Source organism: Shewanella donghaensis, from assembly GCF_007567505.1.
GTDB classification, from domain to species: domain Bacteria; phylum Pseudomonadota; class Gammaproteobacteria; order Enterobacterales; family Shewanellaceae; genus Shewanella; species Shewanella donghaensis.
Genome location: NZ_CP041783.1, coordinates 2025874 through 2039737 on the forward strand (window position 1 = coordinate 2025874; position 13864 = coordinate 2039737).

General features: G+C 40.0%; 12 protein-coding genes. 6 read left to right on the plus strand and 6 right to left on the minus strand.

Annotation, left to right across the window (positions count from 1 at the left end):
* Positions 1-412: 412 nt before the first annotated feature.
* The 4 genes from FPK91_RS08680 to FPK91_RS08695 form a co-directional block, all read right to left on the minus strand.
* Positions 413-2491 carry a TonB-dependent receptor gene (locus FPK91_RS08680; protein WP_144210505.1) on the minus strand — a complete coding sequence of 693 codons (2079 nt, stop codon included), beginning with the start codon at positions 2489-2491 and terminating at the stop codon, positions 413-415.
* 199 nt (positions 2492-2690) lie between these two features.
* Positions 2691-3200: an S-ribosylhomocysteine lyase gene (gene luxS / locus FPK91_RS08685; RefSeq protein WP_144210507.1), complete on the minus strand. Its 510-nt coding sequence runs from the start codon at positions 3198-3200 to the stop codon at positions 2691-2693.
* Between the two features lie 269 nt (positions 3201-3469).
* The gene (locus FPK91_RS08690) at positions 3470-3769 is read right to left on the minus strand and encodes a BolA family protein (RefSeq protein ID WP_144210509.1); all 300 of its coding nucleotides are present in this window, start codon (positions 3767-3769) and stop codon (positions 3470-3472) included.
* A 128-nt stretch (positions 3770-3897) separates the two neighbouring features.
* Positions 3898-4542 (minus strand): alpha-ketoglutarate-dependent dioxygenase AlkB family protein, encoded by a 645-nt coding sequence (locus FPK91_RS08695; RefSeq protein ID WP_144210511.1) that lies wholly within the window; start codon positions 4540-4542, stop codon positions 3898-3900.
* Between the two features lie 290 nt (positions 4543-4832).
* Here FPK91_RS08695 and FPK91_RS08700 point away from each other — a divergent pair, with 290 nt between their 5' ends.
* Positions 4833-6530 carry a sensor domain-containing diguanylate cyclase gene (locus FPK91_RS08700; protein ID WP_158638069.1) on the plus strand — a complete coding sequence of 566 codons (1698 nt, stop codon included), beginning with the start codon at positions 4833-4835 and terminating at the stop codon, positions 6528-6530.
* Positions 6531-6596: 66 nt separating this feature from the next.
* On the opposite strand, the gene FPK91_RS08705 is transcribed toward FPK91_RS08700, so the two are convergent.
* Entirely contained in the window at positions 6597-6902 is a 306-nt protein-coding gene (locus tag FPK91_RS08705) for a winged helix-turn-helix domain-containing protein (protein ID WP_144210515.1), read from the minus strand.
* A 167-nt stretch (positions 6903-7069) separates the two neighbouring features.
* Here FPK91_RS08705 and FPK91_RS08710 point away from each other — a divergent pair, with 167 nt between their 5' ends.
* Together FPK91_RS08710 and FPK91_RS08715 are read left to right on the plus strand one after the other, a co-directional pair.
* Entirely contained in the window at positions 7070-7708 is a 639-nt protein-coding gene (locus FPK91_RS08710; protein WP_144210517.1) for a PH domain-containing protein, read from the plus strand.
* A complete protein-coding gene (locus FPK91_RS08715) occupies positions 7701-9257 on the plus strand; it encodes a PH domain-containing protein (RefSeq protein ID WP_144210519.1) in 1557 nt (518 codons plus the stop codon). The genes FPK91_RS08710 and FPK91_RS08715 overlap by 8 nt, the downstream gene beginning before the upstream one ends.
* 246 nt (positions 9258-9503) lie before the next feature.
* On the opposite strand, the gene FPK91_RS08720 is transcribed toward FPK91_RS08715, so the two are convergent.
* A complete protein-coding gene (locus tag FPK91_RS08720) occupies positions 9504-9935 on the minus strand; it encodes a universal stress protein (protein ID WP_144210521.1) in 432 nt (143 codons plus the stop codon).
* A 366-nt stretch (positions 9936-10301) separates the two neighbouring features.
* On the opposite strand from FPK91_RS08720, the gene FPK91_RS08725 reads away from it, so the two are divergent.
* The 3 genes from FPK91_RS08725 to FPK91_RS08735 all read left to right on the plus strand — a co-directional run bounded on the left by FPK91_RS08725 (position 10302) and on the right by FPK91_RS08735 (position 13832).
* Positions 10302-11726: a coniferyl aldehyde dehydrogenase gene (locus FPK91_RS08725; RefSeq protein ID WP_144210523.1), complete on the plus strand. Its 1425-nt coding sequence runs from the start codon at positions 10302-10304 to the stop codon at positions 11724-11726.
* 155 nt (positions 11727-11881) lie between these two features.
* Positions 11882-12505: a TetR/AcrR family transcriptional regulator gene (locus FPK91_RS08730; protein WP_144210524.1), complete on the plus strand. Its 624-nt coding sequence runs from the start codon at positions 11882-11884 to the stop codon at positions 12503-12505.
* A gap of 223 nt (positions 12506-12728) precedes the next feature.
* Entirely contained in the window at positions 12729-13832 is a 1104-nt protein-coding gene (locus tag FPK91_RS08735; protein ID WP_144210526.1) for an alkene reductase, read from the plus strand.
* Positions 13833-13864: the final 32 nt, after the last annotated feature.

Sequence of the window (13864 nt, forward strand, 5' to 3'; positions counted from 1 at the left end):
CGTTTGAAGGAAAGACAATGCGCCGCGTTCCTACCCAAAAAAAACAAAGTGTTAACAAACACTTCAGTGTTGAGCTAGCGCAGATTTATCACTAAATTGAGATCACAATCACGCTGGTCGCGCGCATTTTACCCCAAAATGTGCGCTATCGCCATGAAAAAAACAGGTGATTGAGTTATTTGATTGTTCGTTTTTAAACAATTCACCTATTCAGGGTGTGGAAAAGACTGATTTAACGTCATTGTGTGCAATATTTCAGTAACAGAGGCACTATAGCATTAATTTTAAAAGAAATAATAGAAGAAGTAAGTCAGAAGTTTGTTAACAATTGTAGCAATTAGTATGAGCTAAAACAGCTCATACTAAAGCACAATTAAAACAATAATATATATCGAGGATAGTTGAACAGAATTTAGAATTTTCCCTGGTAACCAATATAACTTAGCATTTCACCTTGAGAGGTAATCCCTAAATCAGATTGTTGGCTGACTAAATCTTCACCAAGTAGGTTCTCAACTCGTATATAAAACTCATGTACATTGGATAAATGATAGTTAGCAGCAAGATCAACCTTCCATTGGTTATCGATTTTCTTACCGCCATTAATGGCAGTAGCGTAACCCATTTCAGATTGGTACAAGGCTTGAGCCATTAAACTAAACTGACCCATAATAAAGCCACTACTGACAGCTAATTGTTGCTCTGGTACCCACGGTAGTTGCTCACCTTTAGTATAAAGGCCGATGAGATCATTTGAGCCCGTCTGACCAAACTCAGCTTGGGTATATTGGTATTGAACAGACATTGGAATAGAGAAGCTGTCAAAGCCAATATTGTAATCAACTGACAAATCTACACCGTTAACTGAGACATCTTTAATATTGTCTTGCACATAACGCTGTGAATAATCACAGGCCATACTCCACATACAGCTGACATGCTGATTGTCAAAGTCTTGCACGTAGGCATTAACGCCGACGTTTAACGCGTCATTTTGATAAGTTAACCCTAACTGATAATGCAGTGACTCTTGCGCTTCTTGTGAGGCATTACCTGCTGATGCAGCCGTCCAAGCTTGTTTAGCCGATACCGCAGCCTTCCAAGCACCAGTGGTATAAGCGATTTCAACAGACGGGATCCAACCATCATCAGAAAAGTCAGCCGCTTCTATATCGTAAGCCTCAACGCTTATTTCACGGGTGGTACTGACACTTTCAAAGGCTAAACCCACACTCAACGACAAGGCGCCGTAATTTAACTTGGCATCCGCGGTGGTGGTTAATACATTGACATCATCAACATAAGCCAACACAGCATTATCGACATTACTACTAACAAAGCTTCGGTCTTGTCCCCACATCAAATCTTGCTGACCAAAACGCATCTCGGCTTTATCAGAGTGATAAAGTGCACCATATGAAATTTGATGTTCACCGTACTGACTCATGCCTTCAGTCTGCAAGCCATAACCAGCATAGTGATTATCTTCAAGCATTGACCCTAAAGTCATGCCATCAGTTGTTGGGGCCTTATCAAAAGCTGCAATTGCCATTAATTCAGTGACGCCAATAAACTCACCCGATAATGAATTTAATTGCGATACTTGCTCATCATAAGATTGATAATAAAAATCAGACACCATCTTTGAGCCATCTGTTAAATCAACGATGTGAGTCACTTGATACTTATGACGTTGCCCTTCCTGTTTATCGTTTTGTGTTGCAGAATAACCGCTACCCGCTTTAGCCTGCCAATCTTGCGAGGTTAAGCCAATATTTGAATAATCATTTTCTGAGTTGGTATATTGATACATAAACTCAGTTTGTTGCGGATTTCTAGCACCAACAAGACTATCAGCATTAATTTTGAACATGATATCGGTTTGTGTTTGTTCATTATCAAAAGCACTCACAAAACCAGACTCTGCGGCGGTATTTTGATAATCAACGGCGAATAACATGCCGTATTCTTTATTTAAGCCACTGGCAATTGCGCCGACTCGACCATCACCATTCTCATTAATTTCCATGTTAACGTAACCCGCTAACTCAGTCGGGCTGATCGCTGCGGTGGTATAATCCAAACTGCCAAACGCGCCTTTGCCGCCTTTTGCCACATCTGTGATGCTAGCTGCAGCTACTTTACTTTGTAATGCTAAATTTGGTTGTAACACTAAATGAGGCGCAGCATAAGGAGAAGGTGAAAAACTCACTCGGTCTTGTGAAATAGCAATACCAGTCGTGGCACCGCGATGACTGATAGCTGTTGCTTGCCCTAAAGCCGAAGGCAGAATTGTCATGCCTGATAGGGCTAAAGGAATTGAACTACTACGATAATGCATTGGCGCAGTCTGAGGCTGAGTAAGCACCACCGTATTATTTGACTCATCCATAGTGGCTGTGACTGAGGTTGCAGCAAAACTTGCAGAAGAATGGCAAACAAAAAGCACAGCAGAAGCAATTACAGACAAGCTGAATTGACCTTTAGACATGGTTAACTCCCAAAAAATACATCATCTGCATCGCAAACCGCGACACATTTATTATTATAAATAACATCCTATTACCAACTGGTAACAATAACGTTTTCATAGGAATAAAAACAGTATTTTAATAAATTTTTAACCATAAAAAAACAAAGCGACCGAAGCCGCTTTGTTATCAAAATCAAACTACTAAATATTTAATGAATTATAACGTGCCTAAAATCTCATCACTGAGCTTCAAATCGTCATTACGATTGACGCTTACACCCGCAGCGATAATCGCTCGAGCGATATCTTGTGCTTGTTCAAGTGAGTGCATTTCATAAGTACCACATTGAAATTCATTTAACTCAGGAATTTCGCCTTGCTCGACAACCTTGAGCACATCACCCATTGCCGCTAACCAGGCATCTGCAACAAATCGTTCAGTCGGCTCACCAATTAAGCTCATGTAAAAGCCGGTGCGACAGCCCATTGGCGAAATATCAATTATTTCGACCTTGTCACTATTTAAGTGTTCACGCATAAAACCAGCAAACAAATGCTCCAGCGTATGAATACCACGTTCACTTAAAATATCTTTGTTCGGTGCGCAAAAACGCAAGTCAAAAACCGTGATGCTGTCACCACTTGGTGTGCTCATGTGTTTCGCTACACGGACAGCAGGTGCTTCCATTCGAGTATGATCAACGGTAAAACTATCGAGTAAAGGCATGACTCATTCCTTAAGGCTAGGTAAAAGATATGTCAGGCATCATAGCATCAAAAATAAAAAGCTACAGCTCTGTAAAGTGGATATAAACAGGAGTTATCTTCATGTAATAGCAATTGCTGATGACGAACTGATGACAAGCTTCAGTTACCTCAAATAACACTAAGCAATAAAAAGCAAAAAACCTCATACAAAGACGAGGTTTTGGTTTTCTTCATTTGGACTAAAGGTCAAAACAGCACAAACAATAGAGAATCATTACGCTATCGCAATTAACCTTTACAGTTTGGTGTTTTTGGCACGACATCTAATGCTTGCCATTCTTCTTGGGTATAAGCATTAATTGATAATGCATGGACACCATTCGCTAACTCATTAGCTAAAGCGGCATTAACAGCTCGATGGCGAGCAATTAATCGTTGAGCTTCAAACTGCTCAGTGACAACCACAACTTTAAAATGGGTTTCTGAATTGGGTGGCACATGGTGACGATTACTTTCATTTAGCACTTCAAGATGAATTGGACTAAATGACTGGTTCAGTTTATCGGTAATGATTTGTTCAACTGACATAACAAACTCTTTATATCTACATCTGAAAGATTGAAGACTACTGCTTAACTGCTGAAAAATCAAACCAGCAATCCTGCAATCTGATTTAGGTGGCAATTTAATGAAACATAAGACTTACACTGATTATTTTATGATGGCTGATGATAGCCAACAACCAGTTGGCGAAAGGTCAAATTAATACGACAATCTTTGACTCGTAAACGCTTTGGGACTGAATGCTGCCATTGGGCTTGCATACCTTTATGCATGATCAGTAAATCACCGCTTTCAAGTTCATAGTGCTGCGTAAACTTACTCTGTTTATGACGTACCGCAAACGTTCTTTTAGCGCCTAAACTCACTGAAACGATTTCAGTATCAGCCACAATTTCAGCTTCATCATCACTGTGCCAGCCCATTGACTCGGTTCCATTCTCATATCGATTAACCAATACTCCGTTAGTTTGAAGCTGTAGTTCGTTTGATATCCGTTGTCTTAATAGAGACAAGGCTGACGGCCAAGGTTTTGGCGAGATTAATAATGAAGAGTATTGATATTCACAACCCTTATCAGCAAACCACACTTGGGAACGAGGTATAGGATGTTGCTTGCCATAAATAGTAATAATGGGCCTATCAAATGGGTAACAATCAACTTCTGAAAATATTTGCTGTTGCTCCACCTCAGATAGAAAGCCCTTTATGTAAGTCAGTGGCACGGTAGAAATGCCATCCATTAGACTGACATCCTCAGTTTGCTCTTCTATACTCAAATCGAGATCTATTTGCTTCATATCTCACTTAATCATTCATTGTTAATACGACTTTGTGTTTGAGCATCTACTTTTGTGCTACCTCTTTAGTCTAGTAACAATATCTTTTTACATATTTTTAATATTCAGGTTCCATATAATATGAGATCCTAAAACTAACATGGAATGTAAAACCTTGTTGAGTCAGTGCGAACCACTATTTAAATGCTCAACCTTTAGCAATATAACCTGCGATTAACGGCATGGTACTCATTGCAAGAGACTAATTACGGTATTTTATCGAACTTATGAAATGGATATTTAAGCTCTGCTTGACACTCGTACTCACTTTGAACATAGCCCATGTTCAATCAGAGGTATTAGATTTATCCGAAAGCCGCACTTCCCCTATCGGCTTATCGATACAGCAATATGTTGAACAAGAACGCATTAATGCATCTAATGCATACCAACTACTTCAACAAGGTAAGTTTAGTCCAGTTAAGCAATCAATAAGTAATTATGGTATCGGTGCCAAGCCCGTTTGGTTAAGCCTAACACTCAATAATGATACGCAGGACATACTAGACCGGACCATACATATTGATAATTTTTGGCTTGATGAAATAAGTAGCTATTGGTTTCATTCAGATAAAATAGACTACTTTGAGCACCAAGGTGACTTATCTCTGTTTTATCAGCAGGCGACTCTACAACCTAGTTTTAATTTCCGATACGACTATCCACCAGGATTAACCACCGTATTAATCAGAGTGCAAACACCTGATCCAATGGTCATTCCTGTGTTTTTGCTTGATAACGATGAGATAGCCAAGAAAAACGCATTTAACGCTTATAGTTATGGTTTCCTTTATGGCGCTACCATCGCTTTACTCATATACAACTTCATCCTGTTTATTGGACTACGTTTAAAAAGCTACTTCTATTACAGTCTTTATTTATGCAACTTCTTATTGTTGAATATGGCATACAGTGGCCATGGTTCGTTATGGTTATGGCCAGACTCACCATTGTGGCAGCAATGGTCAATACCCTTATTAATGGTCACTTTTTGTTCCAGCGGAATATTATTCGCCTGCCATTTTTTACGCTTAAAATTCCAATTACCCGTATTAAACAAAATTTTAAAAAGCTTATGCATCATATTCCCATTATTAATGTTACTCGCAGTAATATTACAAGATCGAACATTAGGGCTTATCTTAGCCTTTGATTTAATGCTGATATTTAGCGGATTAATGATTGTATTAGGCGTGTTGTCATTAAATTTCGGTAATATCTCCGCCCGCTTCTTTTTAATGGCATCTATATCATCAATGTTAGGCATAGCAACCACAAGCCTTGCTGTGTGGTCATATATTCCTTTTAATGAGTTGACTTATCGTGCGGCTGAGATTGGGGTGTTTATCGACGTACTACTATTAGCGCTCGCATTAACAGAGCGATTTAGACGAGTAGAGAATGAAAAGACTATCGCTGAAAAAATGGCACAAATGGATCCATTAACGCGGCTCAATAACCGCCGTGCATTTTATCAATTGGTTGAACCTCAATTTAGTGAGCAAAGGATTCAAAAATCAGCATCTCTGCTTATGATTGATATTGATAAGTTTAAAGATATTAATGATACCTACGGTCACAACTTTGGCGATAAAGTGCTGGTGAAAGTCGCGGCGCTCATCAGAGATACTCTAAGAAAACATGATGTGTTAGCACGCTGGGGAGGGGAAGAATTTATCATTTTTTTACCTAACACCCTCGAAGAGGAAGCGAATACTTTAGCGACTCGACTATGCGAAAGTATTGCCAAACTCAACTTTCATCAAATGCAACATAAAGTCACTGTCACAGCCAGTATTGGTATCGTCACCAGTTGCAGTGCTATCAATCAATTGCCGCTATTAATTGAGCAAGCAGATAAGCATTTATATCAAGCTAAACGAGCTGGTAGAAATCAGATATGTGCCAGTAGCCAACCAACGCCTGAATTTGAACAAGCTAACGTTTAACGCTTGCTCATAAGCTTTAGTTATCACGAATACAGCCTTCAAGGTTATTATGCTTCATGATAAAGACTATTTTTTCACTTCAAGGGCTGTTTCAATCAAACTTAAATTGGCTTCAACCCACGCAGGATTAATTGGCCCCCAGTTAATCACTTTATAAAAACCTGCATTATGACGCTCACCTTGTTGGATAAATTGTACTTCAAGACCAACATCGCCAAATGCGGCAATGGTATCTTGTAGGGTACGTCGCGGCATTAACGTCAGTTGCTGCAAAGACAATAAATTATGTGATTGTTGCTCAATTAAATGCGCTAAATAAACTTTACGTAAAAAAGCTTTATGGGCTTTGGAAATAGGTTGTTGTTCCGTCATATACTTACTCTCTTTGCGACCAGCTAATTTAGTTATCGATTGATTTAGTTATTGTTTCCATATTGACCTATTTTAAATGATGATAAAATCAAAATAATGGATTATTCGTATTTTACTCAGCTTCATTCACCATTTTTGGTAATTCGCGCCACCCAAAGGATTCATTTATGTCAGTAACACCAGAGCCAACTGCAACAGAGTCAGTTCCCCCTAAAATAATCATTGCCGATGCTGATGTAACAACATCGAATAAAACTCTCATCGCCGAATCGGTATGGCAATCCTACACTGAAGTTGAGCTCACATTGGTCGATAAAAATTATCCCAAGCAAGTGCTCGTTCAAAACATATCTATGCTCATTATCGCCATCATAGCTTTAGTTGTTGTCATGACCTTAAATGAAGCTTTAGGATCGAATGAATATGCTGTTATTACAGCAATCCTTGCCGTCGGAACAAACTTGACGTTAATCCGTTTTTTCGCAGCAAAGAAACTTTGTTACGGCATACTTGAACATGAAATTTTGATTCGCAGAGGCTTATGGTGGATCAAAACTACTGCGTTACCTTATAGCCGACTGCAACATGTCAGCTTATCGCAAAATCCATTACAAAGACGTTTCAAGTTAGCGACCTTAAAATGCTTTAGTGCAGGCAGTGGCTCCGCTGAGATATTTCTACCTGGTTTAAATTTTAAAACTGCGGAGCAATTAAGGCAGCATCTACTCAATAGAGCTTCGTCCCATCAACAAACATCAGCAAATGACCAAGGTATCATTGATACAGCAGAGGCAATAGATGAGTAATCAGCACGCCCCTCAAATTGATGAGCCAAATGATGAACCAAATGATAACCTGAATAAATTGGGCCACGATGTTAGCGAGTGGCAGGCATTATCACCCTGGTCAATGCTCAGCTTTAGTTTCGGTACCGCAAAAGCCATATTATCTAACGGTTATGCCCTGATCCCCATCTTTTATGCGGGTTGGCAAAATGGCTTTAACCTACAGATGGGCCTTATTGCACTGGTCATTGCCATATTTTTACTCGCGGCCTTCTCATTCATTCAATGGCGAAAATACCGCTTTCAGCTGTCAGGAGAACAACTGAATATAAAGCGAGGTCTATTCTTCACCCGCAAAGATGAAATCCCCCTCAATAAGATCCAAAATATCCGCTACGCGCAGCCATTTTATTTTAAGCTGCTAAATCTTGGTACATTGATCATTGAAACGGCGGGGTCTAAAGATGACGAAGCCCATTTAGCTGCACTTGATGCCCAACAAGCAAATTTACTAAAACAACAATTGCTACAACTCACTTTGCAGCAAACATCAGTGGATGACACTCAACAACCCGCCGTAAATAAGCCTATTGTTGAACGTAATTTAAAACAGCTCATTCAATTTGGCTTCTATCAAAACAACTTTATTTGGTTTGCCGTTATCGCAGGCCCAATCATGGGACAAATAGAATGGGAAAAGTTAGCCGAGTTCCCTGTGGTGCAGCAATTTTGGAGCATAATAGTCAGTTACAGTGGCCAAAGCATCACACTGCAAATCGTGGGAATTCTCATCACACTATTCTTTGTGTATTGCCTATTTTCATTAATATCTATCGCCGCTGCAGTGCTTAAATATTACCCCTATAAACTCGAAAAGCATCAACAAACATTACAACGCAGTGGCGGTGTTATTTCTCACCAACAAGACGCCTTAGCCATTCGACGGGTACAATTACTGCATTGCAGCCAGCCTTTTTTGGCCAAGTTACTGGGCTTATGGACGGTTTATTTTAAGCAGGTAAAAGGACAAGAGGTAGAGCAAAAAACCAAAGAGCACATGTTACTACCTAGCATTAAAACAGCTGAGATCGACGATATATTACTGCAAATTCCAGAATTAGCGGGCTCAACCAATAGCCTGCCTTCACAGTATCAACCTATCGCTTGGGCTTGGTTTTTAAGGCGCGGGTTTGTTATGTTCATCCCCGCTATTGCGATCTTACTCTTTGATGGCATAACTCCACTATCAGAAGCAACATTATTCATCGCCACCGCCATTATGGGGCTGACATTTTTGCGCTATAAACAATGGGGTTATGTTATCGAAAATGAAGTGGTGTGGCAGCATACAGGTTTATTTGGCCAAAGCTGGAAAAGGATTCCATTTGAAAAAATCCAGCACATTTCGATCACCCAAACTAAAAGCCAAAAACAAAAAGGTTATGCATATATAGAGCTAGGGCTGGCAAGCGGCAGTATCATACTCCCTTATATCAATGAAAAAGATGCACTCTTTATTGCAGAAAAAGCCATGAAAACCACTAAGCAAGATTACAACAATTGGATTTAACGACGATGCTTACGGGGAGCATGTAGAAGGTTTCGGTTTTCCTAAAAAAACTGAAATGATATATGAAGCTTTGAGTTGAGCCGCAATGAAATCATAAGCTCTGTGCTAGCAATAATCTTATTGCTAGCATTGGCGTCAAAAGCAAGAGTGTAATTGGTCACAATAAAAACCTCGACCTTTTACTAGTGACTTAATTGATAACTTTGCTCATTAACGACAAAGCAACTTAACGACTGGGCTGCTTAACTACTTCACCACCAGCACTGGACAACTCGCCTGATTGGCGACTTCCTCAGCGACATTACTATGTAAAAAGTGCGCTAAACCTGAACGGCCATGGCTAGCAATAACCACCATACCAATGTCGCCTTTATTGGCTTCATCGACAATTTCTTCAATAGCATCACCGCGTCTGATCACTGTTTCAATGCTCAAATCAGTTTTTAATTCTGATAATAAACTGCGCATTTTACTCGCCGCTTCCTCTTCCATACTTTTAGCGAGTTCTTCAGGAGTGATGGCAAGAATCATGTAATTTTCATCACCCAGAGGTTGATCAACAACATGAAGAATACGGATACCCACTTGATATAAATTCGCCATCTCGATGGCATATCGAAGTGCATGAGAAGCCGTTTCAGAAAAATCTGTCGGCCATAATATTAAACGTGAACGCATGTTGGCTTCCTCCTGTAGTGAGAACAAATTAACTTTAATATTACATTAATTTATTCAGCATATTAGGTGAATACTTTACTGCTTTATACTCACTCATTGATGAATATTTTATGACAATAAATAGAATAAATATCCCTCATTAACTTAATACTTTCCAGTATTAATATCTAGGTATTTCATTTAGATTTTGACTTCAAAAGCATCCATATGACTAGTGTAGTTTACATTAGCTAAATCCACGTTGACCCAGCTCAAATATCGAACCACTTGCAATTATTATTAATCCGACACATACTAAACCGACTAATCAGTCGGTTTTTAATTGTACAGTTGAAATCATCATTGATTTCATTCTAGGAGAGCTTTATGAATATGGCAGTCAACAATGCACAGCAAAGTCCATTACAGCAACTACTCGAGCAGCAACGTAAAGCTTATCAATCAGCGCCAGCACCTAGTTATCAATCAAGAGTCGATAAACTCAATAAATTAAAAGCCAGTTTACTCAGCTATAGTGATCAGTTGGTTTCTGCACTCGCTACTGATTATGGTCATCGCTCAGCTAACGACACCCTAGTGTCAGATATATTGCCTTGTGTGAATAACATCAACTACACCCTTAAAAACCTAAAATCTTGGATGAAGCCAAACAAACGTCATGCAGGTTTGTTGCTCGCGCCTTCTTCTGTCGCAGTCCATTATCAACCTCTGGGTATTATTGGCATCATCGTGCCGTGGAATTTCCCAATCATGTTGGCTGTCGGCCCACTAATTACTGCTATCGCTGCGGGTAACCGCGCCATGCTAAAAATGTCAGAGTTCACCCCAGCCACCAACAAAGTATTGACTGGCTTATTGGCTGAAATATTTACCGAAGACGAAGTGGCAGTGGTTGAAGGCGAGGCTGATATAGCGGCACAATTTTCTGCCCTTCCATTTGATCATTTATTATTTACCGGCTCGACGACGGTTGGACGCCATGTGATGCGAGCTGCAGCAGATAATCTCACTCCAGTAACACTGGAACTGGGTGGCAAGTCACCAGTGATTGTTGCGCCAGATATGGATATCGACACTGCTGTTGAGCGCCTTATTTACGGTAAATGTTTAAATGCTGGCCAAATCTGCGTCGCACCCGATTATATTTTATGTCCAGAAGATAAAATCGAGAGTTTCATTGCCGCATATCAAGCCCGTTTCAATAAGATGTATCCTGATTTTGCTAACAATCCTGATTATGGCAATGTCATTAATCAACGTCAGTATGACCGTTTATTATCAGTACTTGAGGATGCCAAGCAAAAAGGCGCTAAAATTCATCCCGCTACTGAATTCACGATTGATAATAATGTGCGTAAGTTACCCACTCAACTTATCACTAATGTCAGTAATGATATGACTGTCATTCAAGAAGAGATATTCGGACCCTTATTACCAATAATGGGTTATGGAAACCTCGAAGAAGCCATCAGCTATGTTAATAACAATGAGCGCCCTCTCGCGTTGTATATCATGAGTTTTGATAGTCAAACCCAACAACGCATTATCCAACAGACTCACTCTGGTGGAGTATGTATTAATGAAACCATATTCCATGTTGCTGCAGATGATGCGCCCTTTGGCGGTATTGGCCCTTCAGGTATGGGGCACTATCACGGTAAAGAAGGATTCCTTACTTTGAGCCATGCTAAAACGGTACTAAAAAGCGGTAAGTTCAATTCAGGATTATTTATACACCCGCCTTATGGTACAAAAATTCAAGCCTTGTTAATGAAGATGTTTTTACGATAAATAACGTTTACAAATACTAGGCGAGACATTATCAGCTGAACAAGCTGATAATGTCGCAGCCAGCGAGCAAGCCTATATAAGCAATAAATAGCTTCATGCTAAACTCGCTACGAAACATAATGTATTGATGAAAAGTTAAGAGTTAATAACTGCATATGACAATAACTGAAACCCAAAAGCCTCAAAAACCAGACAAGAGACAAGACAAGAAGCAAGCTATTCTTGATAGCGCTTTACACTTATTTGTCGAGCAAGGTTTTCACGGAACGTCTACCGCATCAATAGCTAAGCATGCTGGTGTTGCTACTGGCACGCTATTTCATCATTTCAAAAGTAAAGATGACTTATTAAATCACTTGTTTATATCAATAAAACAAGAGTTTGCAGATGATATAACCCAAGCATTATCGACCATGATTAACACTGGGAAAGACTTAAAAACTGATGCCGAATACCTATGGCAACAAGCCATTAATTGGGCTTTAGCCAATCCCATTAAACAGCGATTTTTTTTGCAATATTCTATGTCCTCAGATATTAATAGCGTCACTCGAGATCAAGCCATGAATGGCATTTTACATTTTGTCGTTGCACTCATTGCTAAAGGCCAACAACAGAAAATCATTGCCGATTTTCCCATCGCATTAATGTTAGAAAACTGCCACGGTCAATACCTCGCTGCTATTCGCTACTTTACCGATAACCCGCAATGGGGTAGTGATCAAAGCCAGCGCCAAGCAAGTTTTGAATTATTTTGGCGTTCAATGAAAGCTGAGTAAGATAAAGCCACCTAAGTCATCCACAACGGCATTCTAAGATAACGCTCCAATTTAAAAATTTTGTGTCAGCCCACCGTTAATTATTGTGATTTTAACAAAAGTTATTTGTAATAACCGTTGTTTTTATCAATCTACAATGACGCTATTCTTACCTCAATTCCAAAGCATACAGCGAGTCCTAACTCAGTTAGTACCGCAATGTTTGTAAATTTGAGGTAATACCATGACAGCAGCATTATTCAATCCAATTCAACTTGGAAAATTAACCTTAGCCAACCGAATTGTTATGCCACCGATGACACGCTCACGAGCAAGCCAACCGAGTAATAGCGCCAATGAGATGATGGCAACTTACTATGGTCAACGTAGTTCAGCAGGACTGATTATCAGTGAAGGGACTCAAGTGTCGGCTTTGGGCCAAGGTTATGCTTGGACTCCCGGTATTTACTCAAATGAGCAACTTCAAGGCTGGCAAAAAGTAACCGATGCCGTACATGCAAATAATGGCATTATGTTTGCCCAACTTTGGCATGTCGGTCGTGTCACTCATCCGCAAAACATTGGTGGATTACAATCAATTTCAGCCTCAGCCATTGCGGCAGAAAACGTCAAAGTGTTTATTGATGACGGCAGCAATGCCCCAGGTTTTGTTGAGGTAAGCACCCCACGGGAAATGAATAAAGATGATATTGATATGGTGGTTGCAGAGTTCAAGCAAGCAGCGCTCAATGCGGTCAACGTTGGGTTTGATGGTATTGAACTTCATGCGGCAAACGGATACTTAATCAATCAATTCATTGATTCATCTTCTAACCTTCGCACTGATAATTACGGCGGTAGCTTAGAAAATCGATTACGTTTTCTTGATGAAGTTATTGCGGCAATGGTTGCAGCCATCGGCGCGGATAAAATCGGAGTGCGTTTAGCACCGTTAACCACATTAAATGGCACTGTTGATGCCCATCCGCAGCAAACCTATACCGCAGCGGCCAAATTACTCAATAAGCACGGTATTGCTTATATACACATTGCTGAAGCTGATTGGGACGATGCGCCGTTAATGGCGGCTGAGTTTAAACAAGCACTGCGTGATGTTTTTAAAGGTGTCATTATCTATGCGGGAAAATACACCACAGAACGGGCGACTGCAGCTATTGAATCAGGTTTAGCCGACATGATTGCCTTCGGCAGACCTTTTGTGGCTAACCCTGATTTACCACAACGCATAAAAAATAACCTGCCATGGGCTGCACATGACCCACAAACGTTGTTTGGCGGTAATGACAAAGGGCTAACAGATTATCCTACTTACTCAGTTACAAAATAAATGGCTGATTAGACAATATCAACTTAGCAAGA